Origin of the sequence: Flavobacterium mesophilum (genome assembly GCF_039581405.1) — a bacterium.
Taxonomy (GTDB): domain Bacteria; phylum Bacteroidota; class Bacteroidia; order Flavobacteriales; family Flavobacteriaceae; genus Flavobacterium.
Genome location: NZ_JBCPXZ010000005.1, coordinates 167686 through 191174, shown reverse-complemented (window position 1 = coordinate 191174; position 23489 = coordinate 167686). Strand labels below are relative to the sequence as shown.

Genomic DNA, 23489 nt, shown 5'->3' with positions numbered 1-23489 from the left:
TATTTTTTGGTTGTTAGATTTTTTTAAAGAAGAAAGAAACAAGAGGAAAGATTTTTTATGCTTTCAGATTTCAGATTTCAGATTTTGGAATTTGAGATTTGAAGGTTTATTTCACTATTGCATCTTGAATTATTTGTTGGATTTCTTCTCTGATTTTTCCTTTGGCTAATTTGTTTTCGTCGTTAACTACTTCTGGATACGTTCTGTTAGAAAGAAAAACATATACAATTTCGGTTTCTGGATCGGCCCAAGCCATGTTTCCTGTGAAGCCTGTGTGTCCAAAGCTTGCTTCAGAAACGCAATCGCAAGTTGGTCCTCCTTTGTGCACTCTTTTGTCAAATCCTAAACCTCTCAAAACACCTTGATTTTTGTAATAACAAGTATTAAAAGCATCAAAAGTTTGAGGAGAAAAATATTGAATGCCACCATAATTTCCTTTTTGTAAATACAGCTGCATCATTTTGGCAACATCCATACTATTCGAAAAAATTCCAGCGTGACCCGCAACGCCACCTTCCATCGCCGCCGCCATGTCGTGAACATAACCTTGAATAACTTGATGTCTGAAATAATTATCGATTTCAGTTGGCGCAATATTGCTTTTGTCAAACTTCTCTAGCGGATTGTAAAGCGTATTGGTCATTCCTAACGTGCTGTAGAAATTTTCTTTACTCAAATCTTCCAGTTTTTTATGCGTTTTTTTCTCCAGATATTCTTTTAGAATGATAAATGTAAAATCGCTGTATTTGTATTCTTTTTTAGGAGATACAGGACTTTTTGCTATGATTTTCATAATCGTGTCATGATAATCATTTCGAATGTAAAGGTTCTCAGCCACTTTTGTTGTAAAATTAGGACCTGCTACTTTGCTATAATATTTTTCAGAAGGCTGATTGTTGCTGTCTAAAGTCGCTTTGTAAAACGGAATCCATGCTTGAAGTCCCGCGTAATGATTCAGCAAATCTTTGAAAGTGATGTTTTCTTTGTTGGTTTTAGCAAAATACGGCAACATGTCTTTCAGTTTGGTATCCAGCATTACTTTATTTTTATCGTATAATTGCATCACATTTGGCAGTGTAGAAATCATTTTTGAAATTGAAGCTACATCATACAAATCAGAATTGGTTACCTGTTTTCCATTCTCATAAGTTTGCGCTCCGTATGATTTCTGAAAAATCACATTTCCTTTTCTTGCGACCAAAACCTGCATTCCCGGCGCCATTTTGCCATCAATTGCTTTTTGAGCTACAGCATCAATTTTAGATAAAACAGCAGGATTCATATTTACATTTTCTGGAGCTGTAAAAGCTAAACGATTTAGTTTTTCTGTCGTTAATCCGTCGTTGACATGAAAGGAATCATTAATCGATACAGGCAATTTTCCTTTAGCAGCAATAGCTCCAAAAAGCAATTCTGCAGCAACTACTTGACTAATATCTGAGTTTTGATACGAAACTACTAATCCTTCAATATCGGTAAAATCTGAAATAGATAATAACGAATATGGTTTTGCAAAAACATCTAAAATCACTTTGTTGTGTTTTGCAATTTCTTTCAGCCAAAGCATTTCTTGTAAGGTAAAATCTTGTTTTTCCCAAGCTTTATTTACTTTGTGAAAACTGATAATAACTTTGTCGAATTTTCTCAATTCTTTATTCAGACTGTCAAGATTGGTGTCTTTAACTTCTGTGATTTCAGTGTATTTTTTTAAGGTAGAAACAAAAGTGCTGTTGGTATCTTCACCCAGTTTAACGTAAGCAATTTTTTCACTTAAATCTTTTATAGGAAGAATTTCTTTTTCGTTTTTTAAAACCGTAATTGCATTTTCATATAAAGTATACTGAAGTGCATCCTTATCAGAACTGTTGAGATCCTTTTGTAAGTTAGTCAAATCAGCAGGTTTGTATTTGTTTAAACCCGCTTTGAATTTGTAATGAAGAATTTTTTTAACGGAATGCGCTAAACGCTCTTCGGTAATTTCGCCATTAGCATAAAACGTTTTTAATTTTTCTAAAGCTGCAGGAACATTGTCTGGACAAAGAAAAATGTCATTTCCAGCTTTCAAAACTGCTAATTCAAGATCACCTACAGGTTTGAAATTACTAGCACCTTTCATGCCCAAACCATCTGTAAAAATCAACCCTTCAAAGCCTAATTGTTTTTGAAGTAATTCGGTGACCACATTATAAGAAGCAGAAGAAGGAATGTTTTCTCCAGATTCTAAACTCGGAATGTTGAGGTGAGCAACCATTACAGAGGCTAAACCTTCATCAAAAAGCTGTTTATAGGGATATAATTCGACTTCATTGATTCGCTCTTTGGTCAAAGTAACAGTTGGAAGGGTTTTATGAGAATCAACCGCCGTATCGCCGTGACCTGGAAAATGTTTTCCTGTACATAAAACACCCTGACTTTGAATTCCGCGCATTAAAGCAGCTGCTTTATTGGCTACATTTGTTTTGCTTTCGCCAAAAGAACGATTTCCGATAATTGGATTAAGCGGATTTGTATTGATATCTAAAACAGGAGCGAAGTTAAAATGGATTCCCATTCTTTTGCATTCGCTACCCATATTTTTTCCCACTTTTTCAATTAGTTCTAAATTCTGAATCGCGCCTAAAGTCATGTTCCAAGGATAAGCATAAGTCGAATCTAAACGCATGCTTAAGCCCCATTCGGCGTCAAGGCCAATGAACAATGGGACTTTGGCTTTTGCCTGATATTCATTCGTTAATCTAGCTTGACGAACAGGCCCGCCTTGAAAGAAAATAATACCTCCAACATTGTATTTTGAAACAAGTTCTTTTACTTTATTTACATGAACAGAATCTTTATTGGAATAGGCATTTACAAAGAATAATTGACCTAATTTTTCGTCTAAAGTCATTTTGTTGTAAATACTGTCTGTCCATTGATTTTCAGCATTTGAATCCTCGAGAAATGGTTTTTTTTGTGCTTTAGTTTTTGGGATATAAACTTCTTTATTTTCTGTTGTAATAGGCTTGTTTACTACAGTTGTTGTTTTGCTTTTTTTAGAAACACCACAATTGATGATAAAAAAAAGCATAACTGCAAACAGTCCTATTTTGATAACATAATTTTTCATGAAATGTTTTTTGGCAATTAAAATGAGATTCTTTCTGCTGAGCGTTTACTGGTAATATAAATTCCGAAATAAGTGAGCAATCCGTTTAGTACTATTAATTCATTATCAAAAATATATCCTGCAAATAGCAGTTTTGAGTTTTCATTAATTAAATAAGTGAAAAATGGCGACAATAAACAGATTAATGGTACGAGTTTATCGTTTACATGTCTTGATTTTTGGAACAAACCAAAAGCGTATAATCCTAATAATGGACCATAAGTATAAGAAGCAACTTTAAAGATCATTCCAACAACCGAACTGTCGTTTATGGCATTAAAAATCAGAATGATAAAAAAGACTAAAACAGAAAAACTGATGTGTACCAAATGTCTAATCTTCACTGTGTTTTTCTTGTGACTGTTTTCGGCTTTGTCCATTCCTAAAAAGTCAACGCAGAAAGAAGTTGTTAAGGCGGTCAAGGCAGAATCTGTGGTGGCAAATGTGGCTGCAATAATTCCCAATAAAAATACAATTGCAGGAATTAATGCTAAATGATTTAGGGCAATTTCTGGAAATAATAAATCGGTTCTTGGTTTTCCGGTCACTAAATCTGTTGGAATTGCGATTCCATTTTTGTTTGCATAGATGTATAAAAGCGCACCAACACTTAAAAAGAAAATATTGATTACCACAAAAATTCCTGTAAAAGTGAACATGTTTTTTTGTGCTTCGCCGATGTTTTTACAGCTGAGGTTTTTTTGCATTAAATCTTGATCTAAACCAGTCATGGCAATGGTTACAAACATTCCGCCCAAAATTTGTTTTACGAAATGAAATTTGCTTCCCATAAAGTCATCAAAGAAAAAGATCTTTGAATAATTACTGTTTTTTACTTCTTCAAATGCACTGATGGCACTCAAATCCATTCGGTCACAAATGAAATAAATGGTCAAGAAAACTGAAGTAACTAAAAAGAACGTCTGTAAAGTATCGGTAATAATAATGGTTTTTAAACCGCCTCTGTAAGTGTAGGAGAAAATAAGAAGCAATGAAATCAAAACGGTAAAAGCAAACGGAATATGGTAGTAATCAAAAACAAAACGTTGCAAAACAATAACAACCAAATAAAGTCTGAATGCCGAGCTAATCGTTCTACTAATCAAGAAAATAGAAGCAGCTGTTTTATAACTGAAAACGCCCATTCGATGTTCGATATAACTATAAATCGAAGTCAGATTCATTCTGTAATAGAGTGGCAACAATAGTTTTGTAATCACTATAAAACCCAGTGCATTACCTAAAACAAATTGAAAGTATTTGAATTGCTCACCACTTGCGGCACCAACTTCTCCTGGAACGGAAATAAAAGTCACTCCAGAAAGTGCAGTTCCAATCATTCCGAAAGCTACTAAATACCATTTTGAATTTTTATTGGCAGTAAAAAAAGCTTCGTTTCCGCTGTCTTTCTTGCTCACTCGGTGTGAGATATAGAATAATGTTCCGAAATAAATGATAATTAAGAGAAGGATGGTGCTTGGTGTCATTTTATTTTTTGGTGTTTGATTCTTTTATAAAACTATAAAAGATTTTAAATAGTTTTGGTTTTGCAGTTTTATTTTTGTGCCAATAAAACTGCTCGTACACTTTTGTGTTTGTGCAATAATTCTTCTGCTAAATCATATTCAATAGCAAGTTCTTCCATAATCATTTTGATGCCTCGCTTGACCAATTTTTCGTTTGAAAGTTGCATGTCAACCATTTTGTTGCCTTTTACTTTTCCTAATTTAATCATTACCGAAGTAGAGATCATGTTTAGTGTCAGTTTTTGAGCCGTTCCCGATTTCATTCTAGTGCTTCCAGTTAAGAATTCTGGGCCAACAATTAATTCAATTGGATAATCAGCTTCTTGAGCAATAAGTCCATTGCTGATGCAAGAAATACTTCCCGTTTTTACATTGTGTTCTTTTGCTTTTTTCAAAGCTCCCAAAACGTATGGTGTATTTCCAGAAGCCGCAATTCCGATAATAAAATCTAAGCTTGAAATCTCAAATTTTTCTAAATCTTTCCATGCTTGTTCTGTATCGTCTTCGGCATTTTCAACTGCTTTTCTAATAGCAGTATCGCCGCCAGCAATAATTCCGATAATCATATCATGTGACACACCAAAAGTTGGCGGACATTCTGATGCATCTAAAATTCCGATTCTCCCTGAAGTTCCTGCTCCGATGTAAAATAATCGGCCGCCCAGCTGCATTTTTTTGACAATTGCTTTAACCAGTTTTTCAATTTTAGGAATTTGCTCTTCAATAATATTCGGTACTTTTTTGTCTTCTGTATTAATGTTTGTAAGAAGTTCTTTCACGCTCATTTGATCCAAATCTTTGTACAAAGATTCTTGTTCAGTTTCAGGATTTTTATTTTTCATTTTTCTTTTTTTTTGAATTTTGAAACCAAATTCTTCCGAATAAAGATTTCGTTTTTGTGCATTAATAGTCTCTATTTTATCGAAAAAATAGTAGAATTTGAGTAAATTATTGAATTAAGGGATTATTTGTAAATCAGGTATTTTGTTCGCATTTTTTTGAAAGCTTCAAGGTCTTTCTGCCAAGTTTTTCTAATCTCGATTTCAGAAACACCGCTTTCAATTTGCTGTTGTAATTTTTTTGTTCCCGCAAGCTTCGTAAAAAAAGCGTTGAAGAATTTTGTTTTGTCACTGGTATTTTGATAGGCTTTAATCAGCCATTTTAATTCGAGTTGTTTTAGTTTTGGATATTTCGTTAAATCCTCGCCAAAACATTCTTTTCCGTTGTATAAAGGATCTTTTGCGCCAAAATTTGGTTTTGGCGTAAAACTAAAATTGGTTTTGGTTAGATAAGGTGAACCATAAATTTGAAATTGCGTTTCCGTTCCTCGGCCTACGCTTACATTTGTTCCTTCAAAAAGGCATAAACTCGCATAAAGATTGATCGATTGATCATTTGGCAAATTCGGAGATGGTTTCACCAATAAACTGTAAGGCATATTTCGTTTATAATCCAAACATGGAATGACAGTTAATTTGCATTGCGCACCATCTTTTAGCCATTTTTCTCCGTTTACCATTTGAGCATATTCGCCAATTGTCATTCCATGCAAAAGCGGAATAGGGTGCATGCCTACGAAACTTGTAAATTCTTTTTCTAAAAGCGGGCCGTCAACAATAGAACCATTCGGATTTGGTCTGTCAAAAACAATAAGCGATACGTTATTTTCTGCGCAAGCTTCCATCACATAATGAAGCGAAGAAATATACGTATAGAATCGGGCTCCAACATCTTGCAAATCGAAAATCATCACATCAATTCCGGCTAATTGCGCTGGTTTTGGCTTTTTATTATCGCCATAAAGTGAAATAATCGGCAAACCTGTTTTTTGATCTTTTCCGTCAACAACGTGTTCGCCCGCATCAGCAGTTCCTCTAAATCCATGTTCAGGAGCAAAAATAGTCTGAACGGCAATTTTTTTCTCTAAAAGAAAATCAACTACATGTGTCTTGTCAGATAAAATTCCAGTTTGATTCGTCACAATTCCGACTTTTTTATCTTTTAAAATCGGAAGATATTTTTCGTAATTATCTGCTCCAGTTTTGATTACAGAAGCATTGATTCCAACTGAATTCTTAGTTTGAATTGTTGAAGAATGAGACGGAATACAAAATAGAAATGCCGTAACAAAAACGCTTTTTGCTATAAATTTTATCATTTTAAATACAGTTAATGGTTAAGACAAAAAATGGACAAAATAAAATTAAAAATTTTATCGGGATGTATATGAATGTTTTAGGTAGATTGGGGGAAATCTTAAAACTGATATTGTATAGTCTGAATTATTCAGGTTGAAATTTTATTTTGTCGTTTTGTCTGTCACGATGCGTTTAAAAAAGAGTATTTTTTAAATACTGCCTCCAAAAACACAAAATTTTGGAGGCAGTTTTAGTATTGATTTTTCAGTTTTTACTGAATTACCAGCCAGGATTTTGATTTAATGTTACTCCTTCAGCTGCGTATAAACTGATGTCATTTGTTGGAATTGCACTTAAGTAATTTTTTGGTGAAACAAATAATCTTGATACACCTGCTGCGTAAGGGATTACATATCCGTCTGAATTTACTTTTGTTTTTGAGTTCGTTCCAATCAAAGCGATAATTCTAGCTCCTAAAACAACATCTGGATTAGAATTACTATCTAGATAATCTCCTTTTTTCCAACGCATAAGATCTTCTTTTCTCATGGTTGTCCAGCTCATAAACTCAATTCTGCGTTCACGGCGAATCTCCCAGATAATTGGATTTACAATTCCTGCTTTTAGTTCTAATGCAGTCGTTCTTTGTGGATCATCTATTTGTACACCATTAGCAGAAGCATTTGTACCATCTGTAGTCAAAATAGCGATTCCTGCACGCGTACGAACTTTATTGATAGATAAATTTAGATCGTTGTTGTTAACCGTACCCAATTCTGCACAAGCTTCAGCATAATTCAAATATACTTCACTTAAAGTGAAAACTGGCGCGTCAATTTGGTTTTGTCCAATTGTTGTAACCTCAGTACCTGATGTAGCAGGATTGTTATACAATTGAAACACATAGCCTGTGATAGAAGTTAAACCATTATAAGGTTTGTCAGAATAAGCATAATCAGCTGTACTGAAAGCTTTAGCAAATCTTGGATCTCTGTTAGCAAAAGTATTTGCAATAGTGTTATCACCTAAATATTGCGCATTGCCAGCTTGTTTGATAGGCAATCCGTTTGTAGTTACATAACTTTCCGCTGCAAATTTTGTCAATCCGTTTTGGATAGTAGAGGTGTTTGTATAGGCTTGTACTGAATTTGCTAAAACACCTTTTATGTATCTTTTTGCCAAAATAACTTCAGTATTTCCTAATAGCTCAACTGAGTTGTAAAGTGCTTTCCAATCTGCATTTAGTTTGTATGAATTGTTGTTCATTACAGCTAAAGAAGCATCTTTTGCTTTTTGAAGGTAAGTATTTCCGTTTTGTCCTAAATTGTACTTTCTGTAAGTACCTTCACTTAAACATACGCGGCTCAATAAAGCATAAGCAGTGTACTTGTTTACGGTAATATTACTATCATCAACGTTTAATAACATTGGAATTGCTTCTTCCAAATCTTTAATTACATTGTCTATAACTTCAGCTCTTTTTAAAGCTGGTTTGTATACGTTAGGATCACTTTGTGCTAAATACATATCTGTATAAGGTACATCGCCAAATTGCTGTGCTAAGCGGAAATACGTATGTGCTCTAAAGAATTTTGCAACACCGATATAGTGATTTTTCTTGGCTTGATCCATCGGAACATTCGGCATTCTTTGCAACATAAGATTGCAACGACGAACCAAAGTGTAGTATTCGTTCCAGTTTGTATTCGTTGCATTTGCAGCCGTTGGAAAGTTCGTAAAAACGTTATTAGCTAAATTGTCATCGATTAATCCTGTTGCTGCATGAAAGTAAAAATCAGCAGTGACACCAGCATTGTTTCCGTAACCGTTGAAAGTGTTATAGTTCAGCCAAGAATATGTTTTTACGTTATTTTCTGAAGTCCAAAAATTGTCATCAGTAAACACATCTTCAGGAGGTGTATCCAAAAAATCTGAGCAACTAACCGCTAGACTTGCAAAAGTAAGCAAGGCAACTGATAGTTTTATCCTAGAGTTTATTATTAATTTTCTCATTTTGATTATTTTTTAATTTTTAAATACCTTATTTAGAATGCAATTTGAACACCAAATGACCATGTTTTAGAGTACGGGAAAGTTCTTCCCCATGCTGCTTCAGTTTCATTGATTTCAGGGTCTACTGGCAATTTGCTGCTCTTCCAAGTAACTAAGTTTAATGCTGAAATGTACGGTCTGATTTTGTCAATTCCAGCTTTTTGAGTAATGCTCTTAGGAATTGTATAACCAAGCGTCACTGATTTCAAACGCAAATAAGACATGTCTAATAAATAACGTGATTGTGCAACAAAGTTATTTGATCCTGGTGCATAAGCTCCAAATGCGTTACCAGAATGTCCAGGGTATGGATTAGGGAAATAGGCATCTGTATTTGTTGGTGTCCAGTAATCATTTTGGTTCACATACATCGCATCTGTTCTGTTGTAGAAAGGCAAAACTAAGTCAGAAGATGCCCAATATTGACGTTTACCAACTCCTTGGAAGAAAGCATCAACGTCAAATCCGTATAACGCACTTCCTAAACGAATTCCATATTGATAACGAGGTGTTGTATTACCAATCACTTTTAAATCTCCTGGATTAAGAGCTGTTCCATCTCCTCTTGAGATTACACCGTCTCCGTTTATATCCTTGTACATTACATCTCCAGCACCATATTTAAAAGTACCTGTTCTTACGTTTTTATAGTCAACTCCATTTACAATTAATCCAGTTGCATCAATCTGATCTGTTGATTGAATCAAGCGATCTGTTTCTAATCCCCAGATTTCGCCCAATTTTTGACCTGCATAAAAAGATCCTAAAAGTTTAGAAGAGTTGTTCCATTCTGTTACTTCTGTAGTGTTGTCAGAAAGCGTAAGATCTGCATAAACGGTAATGTTTTGGTTGATTGCTTTGTTAAAGTTAAGTGCTAACTCCCATCCAGTAGTTCTTAAATTTCCTGAGTTTGTATTAGCGGCAGTTTGACCAAATGAACCCGGAAGCGTTTTACCTGGCGCTAACATTCCTTTTGTATCACGTTGGTAATAATCAAAAGTCAAACCTAACATATTAAACACTCTGATATCGATACCAACATCTTGAGTAGTTACTTTTTCCCAAGTTAAATTCGGATCAACATTTGTTGGTTGATTGACAGAAGGCGGTACAGTTGAACCACTTCCTAGCCAAAATGGGTTAGAGCTAGTCATAGTTGGTAAAAAGGCATTAGCTTTAATATTTTGATTTCCGATAGAACCAACAGATCCACGAATTTTCAAATCATTTAACCAGCTTCTAGTGTTTTCCATGAAGCTTTCTTCAGAAATTCTATATCCAACAGAAGCAGAAGGGAAGAATCCCCATTGTTCATCTGTAGGGAATTTTGATGAGCCGTCGTAACGTCCATTTATCTCTAGTAAATATTTTCCTTTGTAATCGTAATTCACACGTGCAAAGAATCCCGCAATTGCATATTGTGATAAACCAGGATTCAAAATATCATTAGATGAAAGAGGTGAAGTAAATTGATCACCGATAGCTAAATTAAATTCTGGTTTGCTTTTATCTAAAAGTGTATTTCTACGAGCATACGTTCTTTCAAAATCATACCATTCTGAGTTCAAACCACCTAATACTTTAAAGTTGTGGCTTTCGGCTAAAGTTTTGCTGTAGTTTGCATAGATGTTTGCTACATTTCTTCTGTAAGAAGATTTAGCTTGTGCAACAAAATCATTTCCACTTTCCATCATTGTAGGTTTTCCTGCAACTAAGTCGGCAGCGCTTGTCCACCAGTCCCAAAGCGGTACTTGACCACCATTCATTTTTAAGCTTGAAAAATTGTTGTTGATGCTGTATTCTCCAATAACATTAAAGTCTTTTGTGATTTGAGCAGTAAGTTTCCCACTAATCCTCATGTCATTTGACTTGCTTTCATTTTGGGATGCATTTGCCATATATCCTGGCGCATGTCTGAAATAAGTACCATTGTATGTACCATAAGGGAAATAAGAACCCCAACGCATATAATATCCAAAATATCCATTACCAGCAGTATCAAGACCACTATTGTAGTAGTTGAAAGGAGAATCATATTCTTGGAAAGTTCCTAATACTTTGAAATCTCCCGTAAGCCAGCTTGCTAATTGTGTTGTAAAGCCAAGATTTAGGTTGAATCTTTGGTTGGTTTCAGTATTGATTTTCATTACACCTTCTTGATTAGCAAGTCCTAACGAAACAATAAATGAGCTTTTGTCGCCTAAAGAACCTTGAGCTGATAAATTGTGAAGTGTTTGTAATGAATTCTTTTTCAACATTTCATCATGTGGATTCCAAATTCTGTAGAAATATTCCTTTCCACCAATCACGTCGAAATCTTCTCCCAAGATCATGTTTTTGTCATTGCTGTTTCTTGTTGCAGCATATTTTTCTTTCCAGTTGATGATACCAGGCAATAATGTTTTGTAGTTCATACCGAAAGATTCTGGATTTGCATTACCAGCTCTAGCTTGTGCATCGATCATTGCAGGAAGCTCTACAGTAGGATCATTAAATTGTACTAAAGAAATTGGGTTGCTTACTGCTACGTTGTTACTGTAAGCGAATCGTACTTTTCCTTTAGCATTTTTACCGCTTTTAGTAGTAATTAATATAACTCCAAATGCGGCACGTGCACCATAAATAGAAGCAGAAGCCGCGTCTTTAAGTACAGACATCGATTCTACATCTTCTGCATTTAACATAGACAAATCACCAGGAACACCATCCACTAAAATAAGTGGTGATCCTGTTGCTACTCCATCTATAATAGTACCAGCTCCACGAATGTTTACATTTGACCCTTTGCTGATATTACCTGAATTGTAAGTAATGTTAAGTCCAGGAGTAGTTCCTTGTAAACCTTTTGTGATATCTGTAATAGGAATACTTCCTAAAGCTTTTTTTACATCTACCTTAGCAACAGCACCTGTAAGATTTGCTTTTTTCTGAGAAGAGAACCCCACTACAACTACTTCGTCCAATTTTGCAGTAGCTGATGCAAGAGAAATGTTCAGTTTTTGTTGTCCTTCAATTTTTACTACCTGAGTTTCAGATCCCATGTAGCTAAAAACAAGAGAACGTCCCGGTGCTACACTGATGCTGAAATTTCCATCAAAATCAGTAGTTGTACCGTTTTTTGTTCCCTCAATCACTACGCTGACTCCCGGTATGGGAAAACCGTCAGCTTTGTTTTTTACAGTTCCAGTAATTGTTTTTGTTTGCCCAAATGTCACTTGAATGAACAAAACCAACAATGAAATAAGGAATAATTTTTTCATAATAATCTGGTTTTTTTTATGGTTGTTGAGCAAATATATTTATTTATTGCATACAAATGCATTTTTTAGTCTTTTATTTCTAATTTTAACTTAAATAACGCAACAAAACGCAATATTTTGTGTTTTAATTAATCGTGATTATTATTTTTTAGCTAAAATTTGCGTACTGTTGCAGATTGAGGTGTGTTTTTAACTATAAATTGAAATATTTGATATATTTGTCCTGAATTTTAACTTTTCTAAAAAATGCTGAAAGCCGAAAGACATAAATATATAATGACTAAGCTTATTGAGGACCAAAAGGTTGTCACAACAGATTTGGCTTTGGCTTTGGATTTATCTGAGGATACAATTCGCCGAGATTTGAACGAACTTGACAGCAAAAAGCTGTTGGAGAAAGTATATGGCGGGGCAGTTCAAGTATCAAAAAAATCGGCCAATGTATTTGATATTTATATTGCGGCAGAAGAAGAAAAAAAGAAAATCGTAACAAAAGCATTGTCTTTACTTCATGACGATCAAGTTATTATTATGAGTGGCGGAAGCACAAATTTGGTTTTTGCAAAGTTGATTCCGGCCAATTTAAAAGCTACAATTTATACCTATAGCCTTCCAATTGCAATGCAATTATCACAGCATCCAAATATTGATTTGATTTTTATTGGAGGAAAAATGCAGAAAAACGCAATGGTGACCATTGGTATGGATGTGATTCAGGTCGTGTCTAAAATTAAGGCCGATATTTGCTTTATTGGAGCGAGCAGTATTAATGTAAAACAGGGCTTGACCGAAATTGGATACGAAATTTCAATTGTTAAAAAAGCAATGATAGAAGCATCTGACAAAGTAGTTTCAATGTTTTCTTCGGATAAATTAAATACTAAAATGCCACATAGCGTATGCGATCTTTCCCAATTGGATACGATAGTCACTAATTTAGATCCTGAAGATGCGAGATTAGAAGAATATAGAAAATCTGGCGTATTTGTGCTTTAACTTTAATTGTTGAAATTTATTTTTGCATGTTTTTGCGTTTTTTAAAATTTATTTTGTTAAATAACGCAAAATAATGTAATGTTTCTCTTTTTTGTATATATATTTGTTAAAGCTAAACCTTTGACATAATATGAATGTTATTACTTCATTATTTTACGGTCTATTGGTTAGGCCAATATTGATTTTCAATATTGTAATAAACAACCAAAAGCAATAGAACCAGTAAAATGCCCGATTCTCAACAATTAAACGAACTGTCAGCTTCATTAGAAGGAAATCTTTTTTATGATGAACTTCATAAAAAAATATATTCGACAGATGCTTCTGCCTACAGAATTACGCCGATTGCGGTGGCAATTCCGAAATCAGAGGAGGATATCGTTAAAATTATTCGTTTTGCCTCTCAAAATAAAGTTTCAATAACACCAAGAACAGCAGGAACCTCCTTAGCAGGACAAACAGTTGGTAACGGAATAATTGTAGATGTTTCAAAACATTTTACTAAAATTGTTTCTTTTGATGCCGAAAAAAAAACCGTGACCGTTCAACCCGGAGTAATTCGCGATGAGCTGAATTTGTTTTTAAAACCGCACGGATTGTTTTTTTCACCAACAACATCAACTACTAATAGATGTATGATTGGCGGAATGGTAGGGAACAATTCCTCAGGAACAACTTCAATTCGCTACGGTGTTACTAGAGATAAAATTGTAGAAATAAAAGCCGTTTTAAGCGACGGAACTCTTGCTGTATTTAAAGATTTAACTTCAGAGGAATTTATTGCCAAAACAAAAGGCGATTCTTTAGAAAGTAAAATTTATAGAACGATTTACGAAGAACTTTCGAACAGAGAAAATCAGGAAGAGATTTTAAGAGAATTTCCAAAACCAGAAATTCACAGACGAAATACGGGTTATGCAATTGATGCTTTGTTGAAATCGGAACTTTTTTCGGGAACAGAAAACACCATCAATTTAGGAAAACTGCTTTGCGGAAGTGAAGGAACTTTGGCATTCACAACAGAAGTTACTTTGAAAGTAGATGATCTTCCGCCAACGAATAATATTATGGTCGTGGCGCATTTTCACACCATTCAAGAAAGTCTTGAAGCTGTTGTGGTTGCGATGAAACATCATTTGTATACTTGCGAAATGATGGACGACACGATTTTAGATTGTACCAAAACCAATAGGGAACAAGCCAAAAATAGATTCTTTATTGTAGGCGAACCAAAAGCTGTTATCATGCTCGAAGTGGGTTCGCACATTAGTATGGAAGATGCCGAATTACAAGCCGATGCATTGATTAAAGATCTTGAAGCTAATAATTTCGGATATGCATTGCCAAAGATTTATGGAGCAGATATTGAAAAAGTAAATGAAGTAAGAAAAGCGGGTCTCGGACTTTTAGGAAGTATCGTGGGAGACGACAAAGCCGCCGATTCTATTGAAGATACGGCCGTAGAATTAAGTGATTTGCCAAATTATATCGCTGATTTTGCTGCCATGATGGAAAGCCACGGACAAAGCGCAATTTATTATGCGCATGCCGGAGCGGGAGAGTTGCATTTGCGCCCTAAAATCAATTTGAAAACAAAAGAAGGTTTACATCAATTCAGAAATATATCTACTGAAGTCGCTCATTTGGTAAAAAAATATAGAGGTTCACTAAGTGGTGAACATGGCGACGGAATTTTGCGTGGTGAATTTTTGCCATTTATGATTGGCGATAAAAACTACGAACTGCTAAAACGAATCAAAAAAGCATTTGATCCTGATACGATTTTGAATGTTGGGAAAATTGTAAATGCTTCTAAAATGGATGAAAATCTTCGTTTCGAAGCAGGACGAGTGGAACCAGATATTAAAACGATTCAAGATTTTTCAGACAGTTTAGGAATTTTGCGTGCTGCCGAAAAATGCAACGGTTCTGGCGATTGCCGAAAAATGCCTTCGGCGGGCGGAACTTTATGTCCGAGTTATCGTGCGACTAGAAATGAAAAAGATACAACGCGCGCACGTGCCAACGCTTTACGCGAATATTTAACGAATTCTGAAAAAGAAAATAAATTCGACCACGAAGAATTATATAAAGTTTTTGAATTGTGTGTAAGTTGCAAAGCTTGTGCAAGCGAATGTCCGAGTAATGTGGATGTAGCGACTTTAAAAGCCGAATTTTTATACCAATATCAAAAGGCAAACGGTTTTTCTTTCCGAAATAAAATATTTGCTTTTAATTCGAAATTGAATGAATTGGGAAGTATTGCGCCTTCTGTTACCAACTGGGCTTCGAATCTTTCTTTCGTTAAAAAAAGAATGGGAATTGCGCCTGAAAGACAAGTGCCATTATTGGCTCCAAAATCGTTTAGAAAATGGTATCAAGTCAACAAAAAACTTTATGAAAACAACTCTTTTCAAAACGGAAGCGTTTATCTTTTTTGTGATGAATTCACCAATTATTATGATGTTTCAGTCGGAATTGATGCTTACGAATTATTGACAAAATTAGGATACAAAGTAATCGTAATGGATCATGAAGAAAGCGGAAGAGCTTTTATTTCAAAAGGTTTTCTAGAAGAAGCACAGGAAATTGCAAATAAAAACATCAATACTTTTAAAAATATAGTTTCTGAAAATACACCTTTAATTGGTCTTGAACCTTCGGCGATTTTGACCTTTAGAGATGAATATCTACGATTGGCGGGAGATAAAGAGAGCGCTGAGAAAGTTGCGAAAAACACTTTTACAATTGAAGAGTTTTTCAAAAGAGAAATTTCAGACGGAAAAATTCACGCAGGTCAATTTTCTGAAAAAGAGAAAAATATAAAGATTCACGGACATTGTCATCAAAAATCATTGAGCAGTGTTGAAGCTTCTTTTGCCATGCTAAATGTTCCAAAAAATAATACGGTTACGATTTACAATTCGGGTTGTTGCGGTATGGCGGGTTCATTTGGTTATGAAAAAGAGCATTACGAAATCAGTATGCAAATGGGAGAAGATACTTTGTTTCCGAAAATCAGAGCAACCGAATCAACAACAGAAATTGCAGCCGCAGGAACAAGTTGCCGTCATCAAATTTTTGACGGAACGAGCAGAAAAGCAATGCATCCGGTCACTATTTTAAAAGATTGTCTAAAATAGCATTTCAAAAAACATCAGTTATGAAAAAATCAATTTACACACTCTTCTTGCTGTTTTTAGTCTGTACAGCGCAAGCTTCAAAAGTTGATACTTTACAGGTCTTCAGTACTTCGATGCAGAAGAATATCAAAACTTGTGTGGTTGTTCCGGACAATTATAAAAAGAGCAAAAAGGCATTTCCTGTTGTGTATCTGCTTCACGGACACAGCGGTAATTATGCTTCATGGGTGAAAGGTTTTAAGGAGCTTGGAAAACAAGTAGATCAATACGGTTTTATTGTAGTTTGTGCTGATGGAAATTATTCAAGCTGGTATTTTGACAGTCCGATCGATCCGAGTTTTAAATATGAAACGTATGTGGTAAAAGAGTTAGTTCCTTTTATTGACAAAAAATACAAAACAATTGCCGATCGCACGGGAAGAGCCATTTCAGGTTTGAGTATGGGCGGGCACGGCGCTTTATATTTGTCGTTCAAACATCAAGATGTATTTGGGGCAGCAGGAAGCATGAGTGGCGGAGTTGATATTCGTCCGTTTCCTAACAATTGGGACATCAAAAAACGTTTGGGAGCCATAACGGAATTTCCTGAAAATTGGAATCAAAACACGGTTACCAATATGCTTGATTTGGTAAAAGACAACAAATTAAAATTGATTATCGATTGTGGCGTTGACGATTTTTTTATGACTGTAAACAGAGAATTGCATGCTAAAATGTTGGCACTAAAAATAAATCACGATTATATCGAGCGCCCAGGCGAACATAATCTTAAATACTGGGAGAATTCTTTAAAATATCAACTTTTGTTTTTTCATGATTTCTTTAATGAAAATGTAAAAACGAAGTAATAGTAAAGTGTATTTCGGTTCTCACACATGATCGGAATACATAAATTTTGGTTGGTTATCCTAACAGGTTTTTTTTAAGCCTGTTAGGTTTTTTTCGCCACAGATTACAGGATTAAAAGATTTTTTTTGCCACAAATTTCACAAATTAAATCTGCTAGATCTGCAATCCCGATAGCTATCGGGAGCGAGAGAAAAACTTTGCGAACATTGCGTAAATCATTGCGCGCTTTGCGGTTAAGTAACACAGTAAATTTCGAAATTAAAACTGTTTAAAATAAACTATTGCTAATAAACTAAAAAAGAACCATGAAACATTTATTTTTCAGAATACTATTGCTATTTGTGATAACGTCTGGATTTTCACAGAACGCAGAGAAAAAAGACATTATAAAATTTGTACAACTTACAGACTTGCACGTTTCTGTGGGAAATGACAATGACTTTTTGTTGCAAAATATCGTAAAAGAAATCAATAATTCAGACAATGAATTTGTTGTGGTAACCGGTGATTTAACCAATCGCGGTGCCGATGACGAATTACAACAAGTGCATTTGATTCTTTCAAAATTAACCAAACCATATTATGTTATTTCGGGTAATCACGAAACAAACTGGAGTGAAAGTGCTGGTTTGACGTATAAGAAAATATTTGGCGAAGATCGCTTTGTGTTTTCAAAAGGAGATTATCTTTTTATTGGATATCCATGCGGACCCTACATGAAAATGGGGGATGGTTTTGTAAAACATGAAGACGTTTTATGGCTAGATAAAACGCTGAAAGATAGTCTTAAAGGAAATAATAAAAAAGTACTCAATTTTGCACATTATCCTATGGACAACAGTGTGAGCAATTATAAAGAAGTGCTTTCTGTTTTGCAAAAATACCCTACTGTTGCCAGTTTTTGTGGCCACGGACATAGCTTGAGAAAATATGATTTTTCTGGCTTGAGTGGCTTAATGGGAACATCTATTACTTCTTTAGATGGCAAAACTCAAAGTTATAACGAATTAATCATCAATAATGATAGTATCAGTATTTATCAAAAAGAAATAGCTAAACCAGGTGTTTTCAAATTTTCAGTCCCGACAAAACCATCAAAAATTGAAATTCCAAAGGATGATTTTCCAGCAGTTACTCCTTTTTTGAAAGATGACGCTTCGATTTACAGCCTTCCTTCATTTGATAAAAAGAATTTTTATTTTGCCAATTCACTTGGTGAAATACAATCCGTAAATTTGAAGGACAAAAAAATAAATTGGAAAACAAAAACAGGAAATGCCATTTATTTTTCACCAATAACTGTAAAAAATAATCTCGTTATTGGAACGATCGAAGGAAAGCTTTTAGGATTTGATTCACAATCGGGAAAACAAAAATGGGATGTTGCTGTTGGCGGTGTTTTAGTAGGTTCTCCAATTGCTGAAAATAACAAGATTTATACAGCGAGTTCGACTGCATTTGTTTCTATTGATGCTTTAAATGGGAAGATAATTTGGAAAAAAGAACTTCCACAATCGTATTCGCAAGGAACGCCTTTGATTCAAGGAGATAAAATCATTTTTGGAGTTTGGGATACGTATATTTATTGTTTGAATAAAAATACGGGCGAATTAATCTGGAAATGGAATAATGGCAACGACAAACAAATTTTATATTCGGCTGGAAATGTGAATATGGTTTCAACAAAAAACCGCCTTTATTTTGTAACGCCACAACGTTTTTTAACTATTTTGGATATTGAAACAGGAAAGACGCTTTTAAGAACTTCGAAGTGGAAAATTAGAGAATCGATGGGCAAAAGCCAGGACGGAAAATGGTTTTATGGCAAAACTATGGATGGATTATTGTTAAGAGTGCCGCTTTCTGATGATCTTGAACTGACAGAAGAAAATGTGGAAAAACAAAGTAAAATTTTGGATTTGAAATTAGGATATGAACACAATCCGGCAGGAATTTTAGAAAAAGACAACAAGATTTATATCGGAAGCCGAAAAGGTGAGGTTATAATCGTTGATGCTGAAAAATTTGAAATCATAAAGCAAATCACTTTAGGAAGTTCAAGTGTAAATGGTTTCACAATCGACGCCCAAGGCAGAGTTTGGACCTCTCTTATTGAAGGCGGAATTTATTTGTTTAATTAATTATTAATGATTTTTTAGCCACAAATTCACGAATTAAATCGGCTACTCTGCCATCCCGATAGCTATCGGGAGCGAGAGAAAAAAGTGACCGATTGAATTACACAAATTAACCCAAAACAATATTATGAAAAGCATAAAAATTATAATTCTAGTTTTGCTGATTCATACCAAAATTTTCAGTCAACAGTCTCCAAAAAGAGAAATGCGCGCGGCTTGGATTTCAACAGTAGAAAATATCGACTGGCCATCGAAACCTGGTTTATCTGACAAAGAAATGAAGGCCGAAATGATCGCCCTTTTGGATAATCTGCGTTCGTATAACTTGAACACTGTAATTTTTCAAATCCGCCCAACTGCCGATGCTTTTTACAAATCGGCGAAAGAACCAGCTTCACATTGGATAACCGGAACTCAAGGCGTTGCGCCGGGTTTTGATCCATTGCAAATGATGATTGATGAAGCAGGAAAACGTGGCATGAACGTGCACGTTTGGCTGAATCCATATCGTGTTCAGAAAGATACGGTTAGAGATGTTCTTTCAAAAAATCACTTATATTTTAAAAGACCAGACCTTTTTCTAACGTACGGAAAAACGAGATATTTTAATCCAGGTTTACAAGAAACCAGAGATTTCGTGTCTTCTGTCGTTGGCGAAATTGTTCGTAAATATGATATTCAGGCGGTGCATATGGACGATTATTTTTATCCGTATAAAATTGTTGGACAAGAATTTCCAGATGAAAAAGCATTCGCTAAAGAACCGCGTCAGTTTAAAGACAAAGACGATTGGCGTAGGGACAATGTTGATTTGATCATCAAGCAAATCAGAGATACCATTATTGCCAATAAACCAGAAGTCGAATTCGGAATTTCGCCTTTTGGTGTTTGGAGAAATATTGCCAAAGATTCTCAGGGTTCAAAAACCGTAGCTGGAGCAACAAATTACGATGATTTGTATGCCAATATTTTAAAATGGCAAAAAGAAAATTGGATCGATTATGTTACGCCTCAAATATATTGGCACATTGGTTTTGACAAAGCAAATTTTGAAGTTTTGGCAAAATGGTGGGCAGAACATAAATACGGTGCAAATGTGTATGTTGGTCATGGTGATTATAAAATTTCAACTTCGGCTAAAGAACCAGAATGGAGAAGTCCGGATCAAATTGTAAAACAAATTGAAATGATTCGTAAACTGCCTCAAATTGAAGGTTCGATGCATTTTACGGCTTCTAATTTTCTGAAAAAAGGAGATACATTAAGAAAACCACTTCTTCAAAAAGAATACAAATACATTGCTTTAACACCAGAAGCAAACAGAATTACAAGATTAAAGCCAGAAGTGCCAACAAATGCAATGCTCGCGAAAAAAGGGAATAATGCAGTTTTGACTTGGAAAGCAGCGATTAACGACAAGAAATATGTGATTTACAGATTTCCAAAAGGAAAAATAACCGATTTCTCAAATCCTGAAAACATCTATTACGTGACAACAGCGCTAAAATTAGAAGTGCCAAATGCTAATTTGGAAAACTACGTTTATGCACTCACTGCTTTGAGTCAGACGCAGACAGAAAGCAGTCCGATAGAATTTACGTCAAAGTAAAAATGTATTTAAGACTTAAAAATCCATAGCAATATGAAGAATATATTGACCAAGATTGCAATTGTTTACCTGATTTTTTTAGGAATAAAAGGTTATTCTCAGGAAAATTCTAATAAATCTTTTGATGTTAAACGAAATGAAGTTTACATCGATTCCATGATGACCAATGCACTTGAAAAAGGCTTTTTTCCCGGAGCACAAATTATTGTTGGAACTGGAGATTCTAATTTAATATCCAAAAATTATGGCTATCATGATTACACAAAAAAGCAAAAGGTAAAATCAGAGGACGTTTTTGACTTGGCTTCGATGTCTAAGGTTTTGGGAGCAACATTAGTAACGATGCGTTTGGTTGGCGACGGCAAATTAAAACTGACAGATCAAGTAGGCGAAATCGTTCCGATGTATAAAAATACTGCAATTTCTGATTTGACCCTTTTTGAATTGTTGGCGCATACTTCTGGATTAACGCCGAGTATCACTTTTTATCAGGCATTGCTTTCTACACCAGATAATTCGCCTTTATTGAGCAATCAAAAATCAGAGCAATATCCTATGCAATTTGATAATATGTTCGTCAACAAAAACATTGTTTATGATTCAAAATATCTTGTTTTTGAACCAAAAGAAAATTGGATTCAGGTTTATAAAAACATGTGGCTGAACCCAGAGTTTTATCCATCGGTTTATGAAAGGATTGCGAAGGCGAATACAAATCCGAGAGGGAAATATTTATACAGCGATTTAAATTTGCTTTTGGTGAAACAAATGATTGAAACTAAAACCGGAAAGAAACTCGATCAGTTTACAAATGAAATTTATACAGAATTAGGCATTTCGAAAATTGGATATAATCCGCTAAAATGGACCTCGATAGATAATGTAATGCCAACTGAAGTGGATAATTTTTTCAGAAAAGATACTGTAAAAGGCTATGTGCATGATGAAGCGGCGGCAATTTTTGGAGGGGTTTCTGGAAACGCAGGTTTATTTGCTAATGCAGAATCGATAGCCGTGATCTGCAAAATGTTGATGAATAATGGGAATTATAAAGGAAAACAAATTCTAAAAGCCAAAGTGGTAAAAGAGTTTACAGAATCGCCACTTGCGAAAGAAGGTATTTATCGCGGTTTAGGTTTTGACAAAAGAAAACCAGACGAATTTTTTACAAAAGATGATTTTGGGCATACTGGTTTTACAGGAACATTTTTCTTTGTGAATCCGAACACAAACCATTTTTTAATTATTCTGACGAATCGCGTAAATCCAACGCGAACAAATAGATTAATGTACAAAGATGATTTTAGCACTAAAATCTGGAGACAAATTAATAAATAGTTTTAGCCACAGATTAAAAGGATTACCGTGATTTTGTTTCACGCAGATTCTGCAGATTTTAGCAGATTTATTTTAAAATTTATTTGCGTTGATCTGCTTAAATCATTTTAAATCTGCGTGAAATATTAATCAGAAGTTTGTAAAAAATAAATTTTTTAAAAAATGAAACAAGCGATTATCAATGCAGTCGTTCACACAGGAAAAGAAATAATCAATAATGGAGTTATTGTTGTTGAAAACGGAGAAATTCTTTCAGTTCAAAAAGAAATTCCAAATGCTATTGAAACGATTGATTTGCATGGAAAAAACATTGCGGCTGGATTTATCGATATTCAAATAAATGGGGGAGAAAGACTTTATTTTAGTCAAACTCCTACTGAAGAAACCATTCAGGATATTTACGATGCTAGTCGTAAATATGGGACAACACAAGTGCTTCCGTGTTTGATATCATCTTCAAACGAAACTATTCTGCAAGGAATTGAAGCTGTTCGCGATTATAGAGCAAAACATAATAATGGCGTAATCGGAATGCATTTAGAAGGACCATTTTTGAATCCGTTGCGAAGAGGTGCGCACAGTATTGATCAAGTTCGAAAACCAACAAACAAAGAGCTTGAAGAAATTATTAAATACGGGAAGGACGTTATAAAAGTTATCACTATTGCACCTGAATGTTTTACTGAAGAACAGCTTGATATGCTGTTGGAAAGCGGTATGGTAATTTCGATCGGACATTCGACTATTTCATATAATGAAGCACAGCCATATTTTGCAAAAGGAATCAATTTGGTTACGCATTTGTTCAATGCAATGACTCAATTTGGACATCGTGAGCCAGGTTTGGTGGGAGCATCTTTCGAAAATGAAAACGTCTTTACGCCCGTTATTTTAGATGGTTCACATTGCGATTATGCGGCGGCGAGATTGGCATATAAATTAAAGCAGGATAAATTCTTTTTGATTAGCGATGCGACATTTTTGGGGCGAAAAGTAACCAATTTTAATTGGGATAATTTTGATGCTCATCTTGAAAATGGTTTTTATAGAAATAAGGACGGCAATTTGGCGGGAGCATCCATTTCCATGTTAGAAGCGGTACAAAATGCCTATAATCATTTGAATGTTTCTGCAGATGAAGCGCTAAAAATGGCCTCTTCGCGTGTTGCAAATGCAATTGGTTTAGGCGATAAATTTGGGAAAATACAAACAGGATTTCCTGCAACTTTTGTCAAATTCAATGATGATTTGTCTGAGATTGAAACCTTTGATTTTTGTAAAGGTTAATTATGAAA

At 34.7% G+C, this 23489-nt stretch carries 13 protein-coding genes; 7 read left to right on the top strand and 6 right to left on the bottom strand.

What is annotated here, in order from left to right; genetic code table 11:
• Positions 1-106: 106 nt before the first annotated feature.
• The 6 genes from AAYQ19_RS16360 to AAYQ19_RS16335 form a co-directional block, all read right to left on the bottom strand.
• Positions 107-3106: a serine hydrolase domain-containing protein gene (locus AAYQ19_RS16360; RefSeq protein ID WP_343537690.1), complete on the bottom strand. Its 3000-nt coding sequence runs from the start codon at positions 3104-3106 to the stop codon at positions 107-109.
• A 17-nt stretch (positions 3107-3123) separates the two neighbouring features.
• Positions 3124-4632 (bottom strand): sodium:solute symporter, encoded by a 1509-nt coding sequence (locus AAYQ19_RS16355; protein ID WP_343537688.1) that lies wholly within the window; start codon positions 4630-4632, stop codon positions 3124-3126.
• Between the two features lie 68 nt (positions 4633-4700).
• On the bottom strand, positions 4701-5513 hold the full coding sequence (murQ, locus tag AAYQ19_RS16350) for an N-acetylmuramic acid 6-phosphate etherase (protein ID WP_343537687.1): 813 nt from the start codon (positions 5511-5513) through the stop codon (positions 4701-4703).
• A gap of 122 nt (positions 5514-5635) precedes the next feature.
• Positions 5636-6829, bottom strand: a complete 1194-nt coding sequence (locus tag AAYQ19_RS16345; protein WP_343537685.1) for an exo-beta-N-acetylmuramidase NamZ family protein — start codon at positions 6827-6829, stop codon at positions 5636-5638.
• 259 nt (positions 6830-7088) lie between these two features.
• Positions 7089-8822 (bottom strand): RagB/SusD family nutrient uptake outer membrane protein, encoded by a 1734-nt coding sequence (locus AAYQ19_RS16340; RefSeq protein WP_343537683.1) that lies wholly within the window; start codon positions 8820-8822, stop codon positions 7089-7091.
• 32 nt (positions 8823-8854) lie between these two features.
• Entirely contained in the window at positions 8855-12121 is a 3267-nt protein-coding gene (locus AAYQ19_RS16335; protein ID WP_343537681.1) for a SusC/RagA family TonB-linked outer membrane protein, read from the bottom strand.
• 246 nt (positions 12122-12367) lie between these two features.
• On the opposite strand from AAYQ19_RS16335, the gene AAYQ19_RS16330 reads away from it, so the two are divergent.
• From AAYQ19_RS16330 to nagA, 7 genes are all read left to right on the top strand, one after another.
• A complete protein-coding gene (locus AAYQ19_RS16330; protein ID WP_343537679.1) occupies positions 12368-13117 on the top strand; it encodes a DeoR/GlpR family DNA-binding transcription regulator in 750 nt (249 codons plus the stop codon).
• 227 nt (positions 13118-13344) lie between these two features.
• The gene (locus AAYQ19_RS16325; RefSeq protein WP_343537677.1) at positions 13345-16260 is read left to right on the top strand and encodes an FAD-binding and (Fe-S)-binding domain-containing protein; all 2916 of its coding nucleotides are present in this window, start codon (positions 13345-13347) and stop codon (positions 16258-16260) included.
• A gap of 20 nt (positions 16261-16280) precedes the next feature.
• Positions 16281-17108 carry an alpha/beta hydrolase gene (locus tag AAYQ19_RS16320; RefSeq protein WP_343537675.1) on the top strand — a complete coding sequence of 276 codons (828 nt, stop codon included), beginning with the start codon at positions 16281-16283 and terminating at the stop codon, positions 17106-17108.
• 306 nt (positions 17109-17414) lie between these two features.
• Positions 17415-19250, top strand: a complete 1836-nt coding sequence (locus tag AAYQ19_RS16315; RefSeq protein WP_343537674.1) for an outer membrane protein assembly factor BamB family protein — start codon at positions 17415-17417, stop codon at positions 19248-19250.
• Positions 19251-19374: 124 nt separating this feature from the next.
• Complete coding sequence (locus AAYQ19_RS16310) at positions 19375-20856, top strand: glycoside hydrolase family 10-like protein (RefSeq protein WP_343537672.1); 1482 nt, start codon at positions 19375-19377, stop codon at positions 20854-20856.
• Positions 20857-20889: 33 nt separating this feature from the next.
• Complete coding sequence (locus AAYQ19_RS16305; RefSeq protein ID WP_343537671.1) at positions 20890-22194, top strand: serine hydrolase domain-containing protein; 1305 nt, start codon at positions 20890-20892, stop codon at positions 22192-22194.
• A 162-nt stretch (positions 22195-22356) separates the two neighbouring features.
• Positions 22357-23481 (top strand): N-acetylglucosamine-6-phosphate deacetylase, encoded by a 1125-nt coding sequence (gene nagA / locus AAYQ19_RS16300; protein WP_343537670.1) that lies wholly within the window; start codon positions 22357-22359, stop codon positions 23479-23481.
• The last annotated feature ends 8 nt before the right edge of the window (positions 23482-23489 follow it).

Bases quoted from the DNA above. Each gene is read 5' to 3' on its own strand.
- AAYQ19_RS16360 (WP_343537690.1), bottom strand. From the start codon at position 3,106: ATGAAAAATTATGTTATCAAAATAGGACTGTTTGCAGTTATGCTTTTT.
- AAYQ19_RS16355 (WP_343537688.1), bottom strand. From the start codon at position 4,632: ATGACACCAAGCACCATCCTTCTCTTAATTATCATTTATTTCGGAACA.
- murQ (WP_343537687.1), bottom strand. From the start codon at position 5,513: ATGAAAAATAAAAATCCTGAAACTGAACAAGAATCTTTGTACAAAGAT.
- AAYQ19_RS16345 (WP_343537685.1), bottom strand. From the start codon at position 6,829: ATGATAAAATTTATAGCAAAAAGCGTTTTTGTTACGGCATTTCTATTT.
- AAYQ19_RS16340 (WP_343537683.1), bottom strand. From the start codon at position 8,822: ATGAGAAAATTAATAATAAACTCTAGGATAAAACTATCAGTTGCCTTG.
- AAYQ19_RS16335 (WP_343537681.1), bottom strand. From the start codon at position 12,121: ATGAAAAAATTATTCCTTATTTCATTGTTGGTTTTGTTCATTCAAGTG.
- AAYQ19_RS16330 (WP_343537679.1), top strand. From the start codon at position 12,368: ATGCTGAAAGCCGAAAGACATAAATATATAATGACTAAGCTTATTGAG.
- AAYQ19_RS16325 (WP_343537677.1), top strand. From the start codon at position 13,345: ATGCCCGATTCTCAACAATTAAACGAACTGTCAGCTTCATTAGAAGGA.
- AAYQ19_RS16320 (WP_343537675.1), top strand. From the start codon at position 16,281: ATGAAAAAATCAATTTACACACTCTTCTTGCTGTTTTTAGTCTGTACA.
- AAYQ19_RS16315 (WP_343537674.1), top strand. From the start codon at position 17,415: ATGAAACATTTATTTTTCAGAATACTATTGCTATTTGTGATAACGTCT.
- AAYQ19_RS16310 (WP_343537672.1), top strand. From the start codon at position 19,375: ATGAAAAGCATAAAAATTATAATTCTAGTTTTGCTGATTCATACCAAA.
- AAYQ19_RS16305 (WP_343537671.1), top strand. From the start codon at position 20,890: ATGAAGAATATATTGACCAAGATTGCAATTGTTTACCTGATTTTTTTA.
- nagA (WP_343537670.1), top strand. From the start codon at position 22,357: ATGAAACAAGCGATTATCAATGCAGTCGTTCACACAGGAAAAGAAATA.